A 17,694-nucleotide genomic window follows, 5' to 3' on the forward strand; every position below is an offset into this window, starting at 1 on the left:
CAGCCTCCGGTCAGCGCGCGTTCGCCAGCATTTGTGCTTTAACGCACAGCTCTGCGGCTTTGAAGGTGTGAGCCTGCGTCATGGCGTTTTCGGTGCGGTTCAGGCAGTCCTTAATCAGCTCGCCGAAGTAAGGGAAACCGACCTGGCCTGCAACCGGATAGCGATGCTCACCGTCGTTATTCACCAGATAAACCACGTCCTGCTCGCCGCGAGTCAGGTCGATGTATTTGCGGATTTCGATATAGCCTTCGGTGCCGAGCAGGGTCAGGCGGCCATCGCCCCATGTCGGCAACCCGGCAGGCGTGAACCAGTCGCAGCGGAAATAGCCGGTTGCGCCGTTCGCACCGCGGATCATTGCATCGCCAAAATCTTCAAATTCCGGGTATTGCGGATGATTCACGTTGCGCACCTGGCTTGCGACGATCTCCGCCTCTTCATTGCCGGTGTAATAGAGGAATTGCTCAATCTGGTGGCTGCCGATATCGCACAGAATCCCGCCGAAATAGCGTTTCTCGTAGAACCAGTCCGGACGGCCTTCACCTTCACGGTGCGGCCCGGTGCCGAGCGTTTGGATAACGGTGCCAATCGCGCCCTGTTTCACCAGTTGCCCGGCAAACACGGCGCTTTCGACGTGCAGGCGTTCGCTGTAATACACCGCATATTTACGCCCGGTTTTTGCCACCATCGCTTTGGCATCTTCCAGTTGGGCGAGGGTGGTGAGCGGGGCTTTATCGACGAAATAGTCTTTACCCGCCGCCATCACTTTTAAACCCAACGGGCAGCGCTCAGAGGGAACACCTGCCCCGGCAATCAGTTGGACCTGGGGATCGTTGAGCAGTGTTTCCAGCGACGGCGCAACCTGCACCTGTGGGTATTGCTGAACAAACTTATCCACTTTTGCCGGGTCTGGATCCCAGACCCACTTCAGGTCTGCGCCTGCTTCAATCAGGCCGTTACACATGCCGTAAATGTGCCCGTGATCGAGGGCGGCGGCGGCAAAGACAAATTCTCCCGGCTCCACTACCGGCTGGGGTTTTCCCGTTGGGGCGTAATTCATCCCGTCGTTTTTGTTCATGATGCAGTTCCTGTATCCAGATTTTTGCCAAGCGGGATTGCGCCCACTTCGCTGAAGTTGGCCACTGAGGCAGATTTTTCGTGAAAGTGCGGAGCAAGGGCCGTGAGGCCGCCGGTGCGATAAAACGCGTCGTCCTCCGCGAGAGGTAACGAGACCACCGAGCGAGTGATGGCTGATTTATAAATGGCGGTGATCAGTTCCAGCGAACGCTTGCCCTGCAAGCCGTCAACCAGCGGAGGTGTGTGCTGTTCAATGGCGCTGAGGAAATTGTCGATTTGGCCGCTGTGTAATGTCCATTGCAGCGCAGGCGTACTGCGTAAGACGGTTTCCAGCTTGTCTTCCAGCGCGGTGTCATTCGTTTCCTGTGGAAAACCGTTATCCGCTGACTGGCTGGCGAGCACGTTCCAGGGGGCAGAGATTCGCGCTTTTTCCCCCTGAATAACTATCTTCTGATCTTCTCCGTGATGCACAACGGACGCGGTCAGTTGCGTCAGTGCACCAGAGGCATATTTGAAGATGGAAGCACTCAGGTCTTCCACTTCCGCGTTGTCATGGGCGACGTTACTCATCATCGCGACGACCTCGGTCGGGAATCCGAGCATCCACTGAATGGCATCGATGTGGTGAACGGCGTGATTGAGCGTGCAACCGCCCCCTTCTTTTTCCCAGGTGCCGCGCCACCACAGGTCGTAATAGCAGTGACCGCGCCACCAGAAGGAGTCCACCTGCGCATGGCAGATTTTCCCCGCAAGCCCCGAATCTACGGCCGCTTTCAGCCGCCAAAAGGCATCGGTAAAGCGGTTTTGGGCGATAATGGAGAGCATTTTGCCGCTGGTCTTTTGCGCCGCAATCATCGCGTCACACTCTTCCAGCGACGCCGCCATCGGCTTTTCGCACAACACATGTTTGCCCGCGTTCAGCGCGTGAATGCTTATCTCCGCGTGAACATACGGCGGCGTACACACGTCGACGATATCCAGCTCGCGCTCTTCCTCCAGCATTTGCTGGTGGCTGCTGTACACGCGAGCCTGATGCAGGCCGTAGCGGGCTTTCTTCTCCTCGGCTTTTTCCGGGTAGATATCAACCAGCGCGACAATCTGACAGCGTTCGCCCATCGCCTGATAGCCCTGAATGTGGTTATGCGAGATATTGCCTGTGCCCACAATCGCAACACGTAACATAAGCGCTCCTTACCAGGTGCCAGAGGCGTCGAGCGTGCGGCTCACCACCTGTTTGTCCACGGAACCGGCGATGCGCTCGTCGAGCAGCGTTTTGAAGCGCTGTTCATCAAACGGCAAATCGACCCAGCTGTCGGTCCAGGTGGAAAGGTGCATCGCATTGGAAAGCGTGAGCCCGCGAATGCCTTCGAGCCCCGGTGCGATAAGCGCTTCGCCACGCAGCACGGCGGCACAGAAATTGGTGGTAATCACGTGATGTTCACTGCATTCAGGCGCGACAGGAATGGAGACTTCCCAGCATTCCGGTTCGCCAAAACCGTTTTGCCAGCGGGTATTAAAGTCGTCTTCGGATTCGCGCAGACGCCAGTAGCGCAGACGGCCTTCTTCCACGACGACTTTGCCTCGTGACCCGGCGATTTCGAGACGGTTGGTGCCAGGGGTTTCAGCGACGGTAGTGATAAATACGCCGGTAGCGCCGTTGGCATATTCGGCGTAGGCGGTGACTTCATCTTCCACTTCAATCTGACGGCGTTTACCGAACTGGCAGAAGGCACGCACGCGAGTCGGCATGCCAACCAGCCACTGCCATAAATCGAGCTGGTGCGGATCCTGATTGAGCAGCACGCCGCCGCCTTCTCCTTTCCACGTGGCGCGCCAGCTGCCGGAGTTGTAGTAACTCTGCGAGCGATACCAGTTGGTGATAATCCAGTTGGAGCGACGAATTTCGCCCAGTTCACCGCTGTCGATCAGGTCTTTGACCTTCTGATACAGCGGGTTAGGGCGCTGGTTGTACATGATGCCGAACACCACATCGCATTCGCGTGCGCAGGCATTCATGGCCTGGACTTGTGCCGTATAGACGCCAGCCGGTTTTTCACAGAGGGTGTGAATGCCATTACGCATGGCGAGCATGGAGAGTTCGGGATGGGAATAATGTGGCGTTGCAATAAGCACAGCGTCGATTAATCCGCTTTGCAGCAGGTCTTCAGCGTCTTTAAAAATCTCAACTTTTTCACCGACGACATGGCGGATTGCGTCGTGCTTATTTTGGTCAATATCACAAACCGCTGTCAGCACCGCTTCTTTAACTGTGCCTGCCAGCAAATAACGTGCGTGAACGGTGCCCATATTGCCCACACCAATTATGCCGAATCTGATTCTTTTCATGTCACACCTTATTCAACGTTAAGGAGAGGTCAGGTGAAAATAGAAAAGGCAGAGAGGACAAACAAAAGGATTTTGTGAGAATGCTCGCAGGCCAATTATCAAAATCGCCTGCAACAATAAAATCTGTTTTAGAATCAGGTTACTGCGTCTGCAAAAATTTGCAGATATTGATTGTTAGCGAGATCACACCATGTCCGGCAAGCTGAAAATGAATCAAATTGCAGAGGCCACAGGGTATTCGGTGAGCACCGTCTCCCGGGTATTGAGTGGCAAGTCATACACCAGTGAGCAAGCGCGGGACGCTATTGTGGCCTGCGCCAGAAAGCTCGGCGTGCTGGATGAACTGGCAAGCGGACGTTTGTTAATTAATGGGATTGCCGTGTTTGCTCCGGCGAGAACATTCACGGCGCGTGGGGATATTTTTTATCAGGAAGTGACGCGAGGCATTGCGGATGCGGTCGAGCCTCATGATGTCTGGCTCACCTATTGTGGGCTTGAAGAACAGCACGCTGATATAAAAGTCTTTCTCGATAAAGCCAATAATAAAAATATAAACGCGATAATTATCATTGGGACTGATGATTCAACCGTATTAAAACTCGCGCAAACTCTGAATAAACCTTGTGTCTTAATTAATACCAATGACCATGACCGTTTACTGGATGCCGTCTCTCCCGATCATCGGGCGATTGGGTTTAATGCGATGCGTCATATCTTTGAGCAGGGCCATCGACGCGTGTTGAGCCTGACGACGCTGCGGCGTGAAACGCTGTATGCCCGTCTGGATGGCATAAAAGAGGCTTATCGGCATTATCATGTGCCGTTTAGCGTGCAGCAGAATTTAATCATCACCGAAGGTTTTACCGCGGATGAATCCGAGCAAGCACTGAGTCACTGGCTGGAAAGAACGCAGCGCGAACATTGGCCAGAAGTTATCTTCCCGGGCAGCACCCACATGACGATTGGCGTGCAGCGAGTGCTGGAAAAGCACGGGCTACGGGTTCCGGAAGATATTTCGCTTATCACCACCGATTTTATCTGGCGCATGGACAACGAATTGCCAAGGCCTGTGACCAGCCTCATCGTGCCTTGCCGGGAACTGGGCGTTGAAGCCGTGCATCTGTTGCAAAACCGACTGAACCGGCAGAGCACGTCGGTGCTGAACGTGTTATTGCAGGGAAAATTGCAGGATGCAGGCACGGTCAGCAACGCGACACGGCATGCGGCCCGCGTCGCGATGGAGAGCTAATCAGGCAAGTTGAGGAGGCAGGCAAACGCCGATGCCGCCAATGCCGCAGTAGCCGTAGGGGTTTTTGTGCAGATACTGCTGGTGATCGTCTTCGGCATAATAAAACGGTTTTGCCGTGGCGATTTCAGTGGTGATAGCCCGGTCGTCTTTGGCTTCATGCATTGCAGCCTGGAATCGAGCCAGGCTCTCTTTCGCCGCTTTTTCCTGTTCTGGCGTCAGCGGGTAAATGGCCGAGCGATACTGGGTGCCGTGATCGTTGCCCTGGCGCATCCCCTGAGCCGGGTCGTGGTTTTCCCAAAAGACCTGCAACAACTGCTCATAGCTGACGACTTTCGGGTCGTAAACCACACGCACCGCTTCTGCATGCCCGGTGTCACCGGAACACACTTCACGATAAGTCGGATTTGGTGTATAGCCGCCTGTGTAGCCTGCTGCGGTACTATAAACGCCAGGAATCTGCCAGTAGAGGCGCTCTACGCCCCAGAAGCAGCCCATGGCAAACAGCGCCACTTCCATTCCTTCAGGAACGTGGATCATCGAATGACTGTTAACAGCGTGTAATGCGGCGACAGGCATCGGCGTATTGCGGCCAGGCAGCGCTTCCGATTGAGCAACCCGGTGATTTTTATCGAATAAGCTCACGGTTTAGCCTCCGGATAAAGGAAATTGGGGTTAAGGTTGTCACAGCGCTTCACTTTGAACACAATAAAGGCAATGAATACGTCTAGATTTAAACATAAGAAATATTGGGGTAGACGTCTTTTTTTCAACCGATAGTGTTGAACTTTTGTTAAGTCGTGGATCGGACTTTGTGTTTCCTGACGGGGCGGAAACAAGGACATTTGGGAGATAACGTGCCACAAATTCGCCAGTTATGTTGGGCCAGCCTGTTGCTGGTCAGTGGTGTTGCCGGTGCGGCAAACATACGTTTGCAGGTCGATGGACTGTCGGGTGAGCAGCTGAAAAACGTTCGCGCTCAGCTCTCAACGATTGAAAGCGACGAGGTTACACCGGATCGCCGCTTCCGTGCGCGCGTGGATGATGCCATCCGCGAAGGGCTGAAAGCCCTGGGATACTACGAACCTAAGATTGATTTCGAACTGAAGCCGCCGCCGGAAAAAGGGCGGCAGGTGTTGATTGCGCATGTTACCTCGGGTGAACCCGTGAACATCGGTGGCACCAGCGTGATTCTGCGCGGCGGTGCGCACACCGATCATGATTATCTGGATTTGCTAAAGAAGCGCCCTGCGGTCGGCACCGTGCTGAATCACAGTGATTATGACGGCTTCAAAAAGGACTTGACCAGCGTCTCGCTGCGTAAAGGCTATTTCGACAGCGAATTCAAAAAGAGCCAGCTCGGGGTGTCGCTCGAACGGCATCAGGCGTTTTGGGATATCGATTACGACAGCGGCGAACGCTACCGCTTTGGCAAAGTGACGTTCCAGGGTTCGCAGATTCAGGACCGTTACCTGCAAAATCTGGTGCCCTTCAAAGAAGGTGACTACTACACTTCTGACGATTTGGCTGAGCTGAATCGCCGTTTATCGGCGACCGGCTGGTTTAATTCTGTGGTTGTGGCACCCGAATTTGATAAAGCACGCAAGACTAAAGTGCTGCCGTTAGATGGCGTCGTATCGCCGCGTATGAAAAATACCATTGAGACCGGGGTGGGATATTCCACGGATGTCGGCCCTCGTCTGAAGGCTTCGTGGAACAAGCCGTGGGTAAACTCCTACGGCCATAGCCTGACGTCCGATCTCAGCCTCTCAGCGCCGGAACAGCAGCTCGATTTTACCTACAAAATGCCGCTGCTGAAGAACCCGCTTGAGCAGTACTACACCGTGCAGGGCGGTTTTAAACGCACCAATCTTAACGATACCGAATCCGATTCCACCACGCTCGGCGTGTCACGCTATTGGGATCTTTCCAGCGGCTGGCAACGCGCAATCAATCTGCGCTGGAGTCTTTCTCACTTTACCCAGGCTGACGTCACCAACACCACCATGCTGCTCTATCCGGGCGTCATGATCAGCCGTACCCGCTCGCGCGGCGGCCTGATGCCGACCTGGGGCGATTCCCAGCGTTATTCAGTGGACGTGTCGAACACCACCTGGGGATCGGATGTTGATTTCGCCGTCTTCCAGGCGCAAAACACCTGGATTCGTACTCTGTACGATCGTCACCGCTTTGTGGTTCGCGGTAATTTCGGCTGGATAGAAACCGGTGATTTCGACAAAGTGCCGCCGGACCTGCGCTTCTTCGCCGGGGGCGACCGCAGCATTCGTGGTTACTCTTACCAGTCTATTTCACCGAAAGATGCTAACGGCAAACTCACCGGGGCCTCGCGCCTGGCAACCGGCTCGCTGGAATATCAGTACAACGTGACCGGCAAGTGGTGGGGCGCGGTGTTTGTCGACAGCGGCGAAGCGGTGAATGATTTTCGTGATAACAACTTCAAAACGGGCGCGGGCGTTGGCGTTCGTTGGCAATCGCCTGTCGGCCCGATCAAGCTTGATCTGGCGGTGCCGGTGGGCGACAAAGAAGAGCATGGTTTGCAGTTCTACATCGGTCTGGGGCCTGAATTATGAGTTTATGGAAGAAAATTAGCCTCGGCGTGCTGGTCTTTATCGTTCTGCTGCTGGGCACGGTGGCTTTTTTGGTGGGCACGACAACGGGCCTGCATCTGGTCTTTAAAGCCGCAGACCGCTGGGTGCCGGGCCTCTCGATTGGCCAGGTTGTTGGCGGCTGGAAAGATCTCACCGTTAAAAATCTGCGTTATGAGCAACCGGGTGTGGCCGTTGACGCCGGGCAGTTCCATCTGGCTGTCGATACGAAATGCCTGTGGAACAGCAGCCTGTGCGTGAATGATCTTTCACTCAGCAACGTGAACGTGACTATCGACAGCAAAAAAATGCCGCCGTCTGCTCCGCCACCTGAAGAGGACAGCGGTCCGCTAAACCTCTCAACATCGTATCCCATCACCCTGAGCCGGGTGGCGCTGGATCACGTCAATATCAAAATCGACGACACCACCGTGTCAGTGATGGATTTCACTTCCGGCCTGAACTGGCAGGAGAAAAACCTGACCCTGACGCCAACCTCGCTGCAGGGCTTGCTGATTGCCTTGCCGAAAGTCGCGAAAGTGGCGCAGGAACAGGTGGTTGAGCCGAAAATCGACAAGCCGAAGCCGGATGAAAAACCGCTTGGCGAAACGATGAAAGATCTCTTCTCAAAACCGGTGCTGCCGGAAATGACCGATGTGCATTTACCGCTGAACCTCAACATTGAAGAGTTCCGCGGCGAGCAGCTTCGGTTAACGGGCGACACCGATTTGACGGTCTACAACCTGCTGCTGAAAGTCAGCAGCATCGACGGCAATATGAAGCTCGATGCGCTGGACGTCGATTCCAGCCAGGGCACCGTCAACGCCACCGGGACCGCGAAATTGCAGGACAACTGGCCGGTTGATTTGACCCTCAACAGCACCCTGAACATCGATCCGGTGAAGGGTGAGAAGATCAAAATGAAGATCGGCGGCGAAGTGCGCAAGCAGCTCGACGTGGGGATCAATCTGTCTGGCCCTGTGGATGTGGATTTGCGTGCCCAGGCACAGCTGGCGGAAGCCGGGCTGCCGCTGAACCTGGAAGTGCTGAGTAAGCAGGTTTACTGGCCGTTCACCGGGGAAAAACAGTTCCAGGCGGACAACCTGAAACTGAAACTCAGCGGCAAAATGACCGATTACACCCTCTCTTTCCGCACCGCAGTGAAAGGGCAGGGCGTGCCGCCAGCCACCGTCACGCTGGATGCCAAAGGCAACGAGCTGCAGGTGAATCTCGACAAGCTGACCATCGCGGCGCTGGAAGGTAAAACGGAACTCAAAGCGCTGCTCGACTGGCAGAAAGCCATCAGCTGGCGCGGCGAACTGACGCTCGACGGGATCAACACCGCGAAAGAAACGCCTGAATGGCCGGCGAAACTCAACGGGCTCATTAAAACCCGCGGCAGCCTGTACGGCGGCAGCTGGCAGATGGATGTGCCTGAAATGAAGCTCACCGGCAACGTGAAACAAAACAAGGTCAACGTTGAGGGCAAGCTTTCCGGCAACAGCTATCTGCAATGGAAAATCCCAGGTCTGCATCTGGAGCTTGGCCACAACAGCGCGGACGTGAAGGGCGAACTCGGGGTGAAAGAGTTGAACCTGGATGCCACCATTGATGCGCCGGGTCTGGACAATGCGCTGCCAGGCCTTGGCGGTACAGCGAAAGGCTTGTTGAAGGTGCGCGGCACCGTTGATGCGCCGCAGCTGTTGGCCGATATCACCGCCAGCCACCTGCGTTGGCAGGAGCTGAGCGTGGCGCAGGTCGACATCAAAGGCGATATCAAATCTGCCGACCAGATTGGCGGCAATCTGGATGTGCGCGTGGACAGCCTTGCTCAACCTGGCGTCAATATCAGCCGCGTGCAGCTTTCGGCGAAAGGTGATGAGAAGCAGCACAAGCTGGAATTGCGGATTCAGGGCGAACCGGTATCTGGCCAGCTTGATTTGGCCGGGAGCTTTGATCGCAAAGAGGTGCGCTGGAAAGGGACGCTGAGCAATACCCGCTTCCAGACGCCGGTGGGGCCGTGGTCGCTCTCTCGCGCTATCGTTCTCGATTACCGTAACAAAGAGCAGAAAATCAGCGTTGGCCCTCACTGCTGGACTAACCCGAACGCCGAGCTGTGCGTGCCACAAACCATTGATGCGGGCGCAAGCGGGCGTGCGGTGGTGAATCTTAATCGCTTCGATTTGGCGATGCTCAAGCCGTTTATGCCAGAAGCGACCCAGGCCAGCGGTGTGTTTAGCGGTAATGCCGACGTGAGCTGGGATACCACCAAAGAAGGCCTGCCGCAGGGCAAGGTGACGCTCTCCGGGCGCAACGTGAAGGTGACGCAGACCGTCAACGATGCGCCGCTGCCAGTGGCGTTTGATACGCTGAATCTGAGTGCCGATTTGCATAACAACCGTGCGCTGCTGGGCTGGACAATCCGCTTGACCAATAACGGTCAGATGGACGGGCAGGTTGAAGTCACCGATCCGCAAGGGCGGCGTAATCTGGGCGGCAACGTCAACATTCGCAACTTCTCGCTGGCGATGGTTAACCCGATCTTCTCTCGCGGTGAAAAAGCGACAGGTTTGCTTAACGCCAACCTGCGTCTGGGCGGCAATGTTCTGAGCCCGCAACTGTTCGGGCAGCTGGCTTTGAGCGGTTTGGATATCGACGGCAACTTCATGCCGTTTGATATGCAGCCGAGCCGCATTGCGATGAACTTCAACGGTACCCGTTCAACGCTGGATGGCGTCATTGCGACGAGACAAGGCCAGATCAGCCTGAGCGGGAATGCTGACTGGACGCAAATCGACAACTGGCGTGCGCAGGTGGCAGCGAAAGGCAGCCGCGTGCGTATCACGGTGCCGCCAATGGTGCGCCTGGATGTCTCACCTGATGTGGTGTTTACCGCGACGCCGAGCCTGTTCACGCTCGATGGCAACGTTGACGTGCCGTGGGCGCGAATCGTGGTTCATGATGTGCCGGAAAGCGCTGTCGGCGTGTCCAGTGATGAAGTGATGCTCGACAAAGAGTTGAAACCGGTGAATCCGCAGACGGCCGGTATTCCTGTCAACAGCAACCTGACCATTCACGTGGGCAATAACGTGCGTCTGGATGCGTTTGGTCTGAAAGCACGTCTGACCGGCGACCTGAAAGTGGCGCAGGACAAACAAGGCTTGGGCCTTAACGGGCAGATTAACATTCCGGAAGGGCGCTTCCATGCTTATGGTCAGGACCTGATTGTGCGCAAAGGCGTGCTACTTTTCTCAGGCCCACCGGACCAGCCATTGTTGAATATTGAAGCGATTCGTAACCCGGAAGCCACGGAAGATAACGTTATTGCTGGCGTGCGTGTGACCGGTATGGCCGATCAACCGAAGGCAGAAATCTTCTCCGACCCCGCTATGTCGCAGCAAATGGCGCTTTCTTACCTGCTTCGTGGGCAGGGACTTGAAAGTGAAGGCAGCGATGGCGCGGCGATGACCTCGGCGCTGGTCGGACTAGGGGTTGCACAAAGTGGGCAGGTTGTGGGTAAAATCGGCGAGACGTTTGGCGTAAGCAATCTGGCCCTGGATACCGCAGGTGTAGGCGACTCCTCGCAGGTAGTGGTCAGCGGTTATATCGCGCCGGGCCTGCAGGTAAAATATGGCGTGGGAATTTTTGACTCTCTGGCAACACTCACGTTACGCTATCGCCTGATGCCCAAGCTATACCTGGAAGCGGTGTCTGGCATAGACCAGGCACTTGATCTGCTCTATCAGTTTGAGTTTTAGCAATGCGAATATTTGTTTACGGCAGTTTACGACGCAAACAGGGCAACAGCCACTGGATGACCAACGCTCAGTGGCTGGGCGATCACAGCGTCGATAACTATCAACTCTACAGCCTGGGCCACTATCCAGGTGCCGTTCCCGGCGAAGGAACAGTAGCAGGTGAAGTGTATCGAATCGACGCCTCGACGCTCGCCGAGCTTGATGCGCTACGCACCAAAGGCGGTGAGTACGCACGTCATTTGATCCAGACACCGTATGGCAGCGCATGGATGTACGTCTACCAGCGCTCGGTGGAAGGATTTACCAGGATTGACACCGGAAACTGGCTCGATAAAGATCCGTTCTGACAGGAATAACGTCACTTTCGAGTGGCGTCAGACTGCTGACAAAGAAGGAAAAAGCGTGGTTTTTCCTTCTTTGTGGTTATCAGCCGAAAATCAATAAATTGATTTTCCTTGTTTTTTTATTCGGTACCCTATGACAAATCTCATTCGTTAGAGGTTTGTCATCACTCTCACGCCACTTTCGAGTGGCGTTATTTTTTTGCGAGCAAGGCAGAGGAATTTCCTGCAACGAATTCCCGTTTTCCTCCCTTCTCCGTATCGCCACGCAGTTCTGCTTAAAATCCCCAATCAGTTCTGGCAGGTTAAAAAAGAAGCGCGTAGAACATGACATCAGCTCATCAGAGATGTAGCGCACTGAAAGTGCCGTCAGGTAACAGGGTAGAATAAGGAGGTTGAGGTGGAGGATAGTCAGTCAGTATCAACTACGGAACTTCGCAAGCGTTACGCGCTGGATGAATTGATTGACGAGTGTGATCTGGATGCGCCTAAAATTTCGGAGGAACAGATCTGGGGACTCGATGAGTCTGTAGGCAATGAAGAGTGGTGAGAAAACACACCCTGAAATTGTGGAAGAAGCACTGGCAAGGCTGATGGCAATCTTAGAATGAAAAACACCGCCCGGAGGCGGTGTTCTCAAAGACGGAAGTCTTATTTCTTCTGAGCACGTTCGAAGGAGGCAACGATTTCAGCTTTTGCAGCTGCTGCGTTGTCCCAGCCTTCTACTTTCACCCATTTGCCTTTCTCAAGCGCTTTGTACTGCTCGAAGAAGTGGGAGATCTGCGCTTTCAGCAGCTCTGGCAGGTCGTTCACATCTTTGATGTGATCGTACTCTTTGCTCAGTTTGGTGTGCGGTACCGCAACCAGTTTCGCATCTTCACCGGCTTCGTCGGTCATCTTCAGAACGCCAACCGGACGGCAGCGGATCACAGAACCTGGCTGCAGTGGGTATGGCGTTGGGACCAGAACGTCAACCGGGTCACCGTCCAGAGACAGGGTGTGGTTGATGTAACCGTAGTTGCACGGATAGAACATCGCGGTAGACATGAAACGGTCTACAAACAGCGCACCGGTGTCTTTGTCGATTTCGTATTTGATAGGATCTGCGTTAGCCGGAATTTCGATAACGACGTAGATATCTTCAGGCAGCTCTTTGCCCGCTGGGACGTTGAGTAAGCTCATGTCTGATTCCTTTAAAATGTAGGTCAATCAAGTGCCCGGTATTATAGCCAACTCACTGTAAATGTCTTCGCTTCTTTTCAGCTTCCACCCACGTCTGCGCTGATTTTCAGAGCCTTTAACCAGGCGAAAAATCCATAAACGTAGCTGCTTCCTCGATACGTTTGTGGAAGCGCTTACAATTTGCGAATTCTCTTTTTGGAAGTGTGATGTAACGCATCTCGTTACATTTCCCATTGTCTATAGTTTTTCGGCAGATTCCTTTTTATACCCTAAATAGTTCGAGTTTCAGGAAGGCGGTAAGGGAGTGAATCCCCAGGAGCTTACTTTAGTAAGTGACTGGGGTGAGGGAGTGCGGCCAACGCACCTGCAGCTCGAAATATAACGGGTATACTACAATAACCCGAAGAGGAACCCCCTATGTGGAAGCGCTTACTTTTGGTCTCCGCTGTTACCGCAGCCATGTCGTCTATGGCGATGGCTGCTCCTTTAACCGTAGGATTTTCGCAGGTCGGATCGGAATCCGGTTGGCGTGCTGCCGAAACCAGCGTGGCGAAAAGTGAAGCTGAAAAACGCGGTATCACCCTGAAAATTGCCGATGGTCAGCAAAAACAGGAAAACCAAATCAAAGCGGTACGTTCGTTTATCGCTCAGGGCGTGGACGCCATTTTCATCGCACCCGTGGTGGCGACAGGCTGGGAGCCGGTGCTGAAAGAAGCCAAACAGGCGAAGATCCCCGTGTTCCTGCTTGACCGCTCCATCGACGTTAAAGACAAATCGCTGTACATGACCACGGTGACCGCCGACAACATCCTCGAAGGGAAACTCATCGGCGACTGGCTGGTGAAAACCGAAGCGGGCAAACCGTGTAACGTGGTTGAACTGCAGGGCACCGTTGGCGCAAGCGTCGCCATTGACCGCAAGAAAGGCTTTGCAGAAGCCATCGCCAAAGCGCCAAACATCAACATCATTCGTTCTCAGTCCGGTGACTTTACCCGCAGTAAAGGGAAAGAAGTCATGGAGAGCTTCATCAAGGCTGAAAACAACGGCAAGAACATCTGCATGGTTTACGCCCATAACGATGACATGGCTATCGGGGCCATTCAGGCCATCAAAGAAGCCGGTCTGAAGCCGGGCAAAGACATTCTGACAGGCTCCATCGACGGCGTACCGGATATCTATAAAGCGATGCTGGCCGATGAAGCCAACGCCAACGTTGAGCTGACGCCAAACATGGCAGGCCCGGCCTTTGACGCGCTTGAGAAGTTCAAGAAAGACGGCACTATGCCGCCGAAACTGACCCTGACCCACTCACAGCTCTATCTGAAAGACAGCGCCCAGGCGCAGCTCGATAAGAAAAAAGATATGGGTTACTGATTCGTTGTGCCAGCCCCTTCGCCCCGGTTCTTTTCCAAAAGAAGAGGGCCGGAAGGTGAAGGCGCTGGTTTTGTTCCCTCTGAAGGGCTGGGAGAGGGAGAAAGTCAAAACCTGCATCGAATCGTTCCCTCTCCCCGCGGGAGAGGGCTAGGGAGAGGGGTCACTCATGAGCACCCAGCAGCAGCAGGAGATTTTGCGCACGGAAGGCCTGAGCAAATTTTTCCCCGGTGTAAAAGCGCTGGATAACGTTGATTTCAGCCTGAAACGCGGTGAAATCATGGCGCTTCTCGGCGAAAATGGCGCTGGAAAATCGACCCTCATTAAAGCCCTGACCGGTGTCTATCACGCCGATCGCGGCACCATCTGGCTGGAAGGCCAGCCCATCTCCCCGAAAAATACCGCGCATGCTCAACAACTGGGCATTGGGACGGTGTATCAGGAAGTGAACCTGCTGCCCAACATGTCGGTGGCGGATAATTTGTTTATCGGCCGCGAACCGCGCCGTTTCGGGCTTATCCAGCGTAAAGAGATGGAAAAGCGTGCCACCGAGCTGATGGCTTCGTACGGTTTTTCGCTGGACGTGCGCGAGCCGCTAAACCGCTTCTCTGTGGCGATGCAGCAAATTGTCGCCATCTGCCGCGCGATCGATCTCTCCGCCAAGGTGCTGATCCTCGACGAACCCACCGCGAGCCTCGACACCCAGGAAGTGGAAATGCTCTTCACCCTGATGCGCCAACTGCGCGATCAGGGCGTCAGTCTGATCTTCGTCACCCACTTTCTCGATCAGGTTTATCAGGTTAGCGACAGGATCACCGTCTTGCGTAACGGCGGCTTTGTCGGCTGCCGGGAAACCAAAGCGCTGCCGCAGATAGAGCTGGTCAAAATGATGCTGGGCCGCGAGCTGGACAACAATGCGCTGCAACGCGCAGGCCGCACGCTGCTTAGCGATAAACCCGTTGCGGCGTTCAAAGGCTACGGCAAGAAAGGCGTCATCGAGCCGTTCGATTTGCAGGTTAGACCCGGTGAAATTGTGGGGCTGGCTGGCTTGCTCGGCTCCGGGCGTACCGAAACCGCAGAGGTTATCTTCGGGATCAAACCGTCAGACAGCGGCAGTGCGGAGATCAAAGGCAAGCCGCAGACGCTGCGCTCGCCGCATCAGGCTTCTTGTCTGGGCATTGGTTTCTGCCCGGAAGACAGGAAAACTGACGGGATTATTGCCGCCGCCTCGGTGCGGGAAAATATCATTCTGGCGCTACAGGCTCAGCGCGGCTGGCTGCGCCCCATCCCTCGGCGTGAACAAAATGAGATTGCCGAGCGGTTTATACGCCAGCTAGGCATTCGCACCCCGAGCGCGGAACAGCCGATTGAGTTTCTTTCCGGCGGCAATCAGCAAAAAGTGTTGCTGTCCCGCTGGTTGCTGACGCGTCCACAGTTCCTGATCCTTGACGAACCGACTCGTGGCATCGATGTCGGGGCGCATGCGGAAATCATTCGCCTCATCGAAACGCTTTGTGCTGATGGCCTGGCGCTGCTGGTTATCTCTTCTGAACTTGAAGAATTAGTGAGTTATGCCGATCGGGTGATCATCCTGCGCGATCGTAAACAGGTGGCAGAGATCCCGCTGGATGCGCTGTCCGTTCCGGCGATCATGAATGCTATTGCGGTATAAGGGGTAAGCAGTGATGCCACAATCTGTTCCTCAAACTACCCCGCCGAAACGCCGCTTTCGCTGGCCGACGGGGATGCCGCAACTTGCGGCGTTGATTTTAGTTTTGCTGGTCGACAGCCTCGTCGCGCCTCACTTTTTCCAGGTGGTGTTGCAGGACGGGCGCTTGTTCGGCAGCCCAATCGACATTCTTAACCGCGCGGCACCTGTGGCGCTGCTGGCGATGGGTATGACGCTGGTCATTGCTACCGGTGGCATTGATTTGTCCGTTGGCGCAGTGATGGCGATTTCCGGAGCCACGGCGGCCTCAATGATTGTGTCCGGGCACAGTTTGCCTGTTGTATTGCTGGCTGCACTGGGCACGGGCGTGCTGGCCGGATTGTGGAACGGCATTCTGGTGGCGATCCTCAAGATCCAGCCGTTTGTCGCGACGCTGATCCTGATGGTGGCCGGTCGAGGCGTGGCGCAGTTGATCACCTCCGGGCAGATCGTCACCTTTGATTCGCCGTCGTTAGCCTGGATTGGCAGCGGCAAGTTACTGCTGTTCCCAACGCCGGTGATCATCGCGTTGGTCACGCTGATCGTGTTCTGGCTCTTCACCCGTAAAACCGCGTTGGGGATGTTTATCGAAGCCGTTGGGATCAACATCCGCGCGGCGAAAAACGCCGGGGTAAACACGTAATGCCGATCATTTAAGAGTACTTGAACGATCCTGCCAGTGAGAGACAATCCGGGAACAGCCCTCTGCTCCCGGATTTTTTTATGTCTGAACAGGATATGGATTTTGTTGTTGATGCTTTCGCCTCTGAGCTGGATGCTTTTTCTCGCTCCCTTGACCCCCTCTGGATACACCAGGCATTAAGCGCCTGCCAGAAGGCCAGCATTCGCAGGCGTCGCCTCCCTGCTGAGCAGGCTGTCTGGCTTATTCTGATGATGGGGTTGCTGCGTGACTTATCCATTAAAGATGTCTGCCATCATCTCGACATTGTTCTCCAGCCTGAAGACGGTTATCAAAGCCTTGCCCCCAGCGTACTCACTGCCGCACGCCAGCGCCTGGGCGAAGCCCCACTTCGCTACCTTTTTCATGCCTGCAACGAGGCCTGGCAACCTGCGGCACTCGGGCCCGCTACGTTCCATGGCCTCCGGGTTCTGAGCGTTGACGGAACACTTTTTCGCACGCCCGATTCACCTGAGAACGCCGCTGCTTTTGGGTTTATCGAACCGTCCACGGGGACATTCCCGCAGGTACGGATGGTCGGGCTGATGGCAACCCATTCCCATATGTTGCTGGATGCGGCGTTTGGCGGTGTGGCCGAGGGGGAGCTAACGCTGGCGCATCGTCTGATTTCCTCCGCCCCTGACCATACGCTGACCCTGTTCGACCGCTGTTATTTCAGCGCGGCTTTTTTCCTGGAATGGCAGCAGGCCGGAGCCTGCACACACTGGCTCACACCAGTAAAAAGTAAACTCCGCTATGAGGTTATCGAACGATACAGCGATTACGACATGCTGATTGAGATGCCGGTTTCACCTCAGGCTCGCAAGGCTGCGCCTCATCTCCCGGAAGTCTGGCGGGCAAGGATGGTGAGTTATGTCAGCGGTGGCGGTAAAGGGAAAATCACGGGATTTTTAACGTCGCTGACCGATCCGGTCGCCTGGCCAGTCGAAGATTTGCTGCGAATTTACTGGGAACGCTGGGAGATCGAACTAGGCTATGGAGAGCTAAAAAGACGGCAGTTGAAGGGGGAGGTCACACTGCGGAGCCGATTTCCGGAGGGGGTAAAACAGGAGCTGTGGGGGATCCTGGTGTCGTACAACCTGCTGAGAAAGGAAATGGTGGATATTGCAGGAGAGGCCGGCGTTATTCCAACCCGGATAAGTTTCGTGGCGGCATTAAATATTCTGATATCGCAGGTCAGGGTGAGTGGTAAGGGCGCGACGGGGAATATACCTAAGCATCTGAAAGGAATGAGGGAAAATGTAAAAGCCTTTATCCTTCCGGAAAAAAGAAAGCACCGACGATACGAGCGTTCGGTGCTTTATATTCCGCCTAAATATCCGTTCAGCTATAAGTCACGCGAGGCTTAAGTGAACGGCATTA

13 protein-coding genes and 1 pseudogene are annotated in these 17,694 nt (G+C 54.9%); 9 read left to right on the top strand and 5 right to left on the bottom strand.

Translation table 11 applies throughout. The annotated features are described in order from the left end of the window. Nucleotides 1-10 precede the first annotated feature (10 nt). Genes ACLW56_RS08690 through ACLW56_RS08700 form a run of 3 tightly spaced genes read right to left on the bottom strand, consistent with a single transcriptional unit; the run spans nucleotide 11 to nucleotide 3,420 of the window. Nucleotides 11-1,075, bottom strand: coding sequence for a Gfo/Idh/MocA family oxidoreductase (locus ACLW56_RS08690; RefSeq protein WP_330983376.1), 1,065 nt, complete (start codon nucleotides 1,073-1,075; stop codon nucleotides 11-13). After that, complete coding sequence (locus tag ACLW56_RS08695; protein ID WP_330983377.1) at nucleotides 1,072-2,256, bottom strand: Gfo/Idh/MocA family oxidoreductase; 1,185 nt, start codon at nucleotides 2,254-2,256, stop codon at nucleotides 1,072-1,074. The genes ACLW56_RS08690 and ACLW56_RS08695 overlap by 4 nt, the downstream gene beginning before the upstream one ends. A 9-nt stretch (nucleotides 2,257-2,265) precedes the next feature. Next, on the bottom strand, nucleotides 2,266-3,420 hold the full coding sequence (locus ACLW56_RS08700; RefSeq protein ID WP_330983378.1) for a Gfo/Idh/MocA family oxidoreductase: 1,155 nt from the start codon (nucleotides 3,418-3,420) through the stop codon (nucleotides 2,266-2,268). Between the two features lie 190 nt (nucleotides 3,421-3,610). Between ACLW56_RS08700 and ACLW56_RS08705 the strand changes: the two genes are divergently transcribed. Continuing rightward, complete coding sequence (locus tag ACLW56_RS08705; RefSeq protein ID WP_330983379.1) at nucleotides 3,611-4,669, top strand: LacI family DNA-binding transcriptional regulator; 1,059 nt, start codon at nucleotides 3,611-3,613, stop codon at nucleotides 4,667-4,669. On the opposite strand, the gene msrA is transcribed toward ACLW56_RS08705, so the two are convergent. After that, the gene (gene msrA, locus ACLW56_RS08710) at nucleotides 4,670-5,311 is read right to left on the bottom strand and encodes a peptide-methionine (S)-S-oxide reductase MsrA (protein ID WP_330983380.1); all 642 of its coding nucleotides are present in this window, start codon (nucleotides 5,309-5,311) and stop codon (nucleotides 4,670-4,672) included. Nucleotides 5,312-5,523: 212 nt separating this feature from the next. Here msrA and tamA point away from each other — a divergent pair, with 212 nt between their 5' ends. From tamA to ACLW56_RS08730, 4 genes are all read left to right on the top strand, one after another. Beyond that, complete coding sequence (gene tamA / locus ACLW56_RS08715; protein WP_330983381.1) at nucleotides 5,524-7,257, top strand: autotransporter assembly complex protein TamA; 1,734 nt, start codon at nucleotides 5,524-5,526, stop codon at nucleotides 7,255-7,257. Next, on the top strand, nucleotides 7,254-11,030 hold the full coding sequence (gene tamB, locus ACLW56_RS08720; RefSeq protein WP_330983382.1) for an autotransporter assembly complex protein TamB: 3,777 nt from the start codon (nucleotides 7,254-7,256) through the stop codon (nucleotides 11,028-11,030). The genes tamA and tamB overlap by 4 nt, the downstream gene beginning before the upstream one ends. A 2-nt stretch (nucleotides 11,031-11,032) precedes the next feature. After that, nucleotides 11,033-11,377 (top strand): gamma-glutamylcyclotransferase, encoded by a 345-nt coding sequence (locus tag ACLW56_RS08725; RefSeq protein WP_330983383.1) that lies wholly within the window; start codon nucleotides 11,033-11,035, stop codon nucleotides 11,375-11,377. A 394-nt stretch (nucleotides 11,378-11,771) separates the two neighbouring features. Next, nucleotides 11,772-11,921: a hypothetical protein gene (locus tag ACLW56_RS08730; protein WP_330983384.1), complete on the top strand. Its 150-nt coding sequence runs from the start codon at nucleotides 11,772-11,774 to the stop codon at nucleotides 11,919-11,921. A 101-nt stretch (nucleotides 11,922-12,022) separates the two neighbouring features. Here ACLW56_RS08730 and ppa read toward each other — a convergent pair whose 3' ends face one another. Further along, on the bottom strand, nucleotides 12,023-12,553 hold the full coding sequence (gene ppa, locus ACLW56_RS08735) for an inorganic diphosphatase (RefSeq protein WP_330983385.1): 531 nt from the start codon (nucleotides 12,551-12,553) through the stop codon (nucleotides 12,023-12,025). Nucleotides 12,554-12,970: 417 nt separating this feature from the next. On the opposite strand from ppa, the gene ytfQ reads away from it, so the two are divergent. The 4 genes and pseudogenes from ytfQ to ACLW56_RS08755 all read left to right on the top strand — a co-directional run bounded on the left by ytfQ (nucleotide 12,971) and on the right by ACLW56_RS08755 (nucleotide 17,681). Then, the gene (gene ytfQ, locus ACLW56_RS08740) at nucleotides 12,971-13,927 is read left to right on the top strand and encodes a galactofuranose ABC transporter, galactofuranose-binding protein YtfQ (RefSeq protein WP_330983386.1); all 957 of its coding nucleotides are present in this window, start codon (nucleotides 12,971-12,973) and stop codon (nucleotides 13,925-13,927) included. 166 nt (nucleotides 13,928-14,093) lie between these two features. Continuing rightward, entirely contained in the window at nucleotides 14,094-15,596 is a 1,503-nt protein-coding gene (ytfR, locus tag ACLW56_RS08745) for a galactofuranose ABC transporter, ATP-binding protein YtfR (protein ID WP_330983387.1), read from the top strand. A gap of 13 nt (nucleotides 15,597-15,609) precedes the next feature. Then, nucleotides 15,610-16,272, top strand: a pseudogene (locus ACLW56_RS08750) (ABC transporter permease); the annotation flags it as partial. A gap of 83 nt (nucleotides 16,273-16,355) precedes the next feature. Beyond that, nucleotides 16,356-17,681, top strand: a complete 1,326-nt coding sequence (locus ACLW56_RS08755) for an IS4 family transposase (RefSeq protein ID WP_330983077.1) — start codon at nucleotides 16,356-16,358, stop codon at nucleotides 17,679-17,681. Nucleotides 17,682-17,694: the final 13 nt, after the last annotated feature.

The organism is Pantoea sp. sgz302252 (genome assembly GCF_047713085.1).
Lineage (GTDB): Bacteria > Pseudomonadota > Gammaproteobacteria > Enterobacterales > Enterobacteriaceae > Scandinavium.

What these genes read in the sequence shown, in the direction of transcription:
- ytfR (WP_330983387.1), top strand. Translation starts at nt 14,094, where the DNA reads ATGAGCACCCAGCAGCAGCAGGAGATTTTGCGCACGGAAGGCCTGAGC.
- ACLW56_RS08755 (WP_330983077.1), top strand. Translation starts at nt 16,356, where the DNA reads ATGTCTGAACAGGATATGGATTTTGTTGTTGATGCTTTCGCCTCTGAG.
- ACLW56_RS08725 (WP_330983383.1), top strand. Translation starts at nt 11,033, where the DNA reads ATGCGAATATTTGTTTACGGCAGTTTACGACGCAAACAGGGCAACAGC.
- ytfQ (WP_330983386.1), top strand. Translation starts at nt 12,971, where the DNA reads ATGTGGAAGCGCTTACTTTTGGTCTCCGCTGTTACCGCAGCCATGTCG.
- ACLW56_RS08695 (WP_330983377.1), bottom strand. Translation starts at nt 2,256, where the DNA reads ATGTTACGTGTTGCGATTGTGGGCACAGGCAATATCTCGCATAACCAC.
- ppa (WP_330983385.1), bottom strand. Translation starts at nt 12,553, where the DNA reads ATGAGCTTACTCAACGTCCCAGCGGGCAAAGAGCTGCCTGAAGATATC.
- ACLW56_RS08705 (WP_330983379.1), top strand. Translation starts at nt 3,611, where the DNA reads ATGTCCGGCAAGCTGAAAATGAATCAAATTGCAGAGGCCACAGGGTAT.
- ACLW56_RS08690 (WP_330983376.1), bottom strand. Translation starts at nt 1,075, where the DNA reads ATGAACAAAAACGACGGGATGAATTACGCCCCAACGGGAAAACCCCAG.
- ACLW56_RS08700 (WP_330983378.1), bottom strand. Translation starts at nt 3,420, where the DNA reads ATGAAAAGAATCAGATTCGGCATAATTGGTGTGGGCAATATGGGCACC.
- tamB (WP_330983382.1), top strand. Translation starts at nt 7,254, where the DNA reads ATGAGTTTATGGAAGAAAATTAGCCTCGGCGTGCTGGTCTTTATCGTT.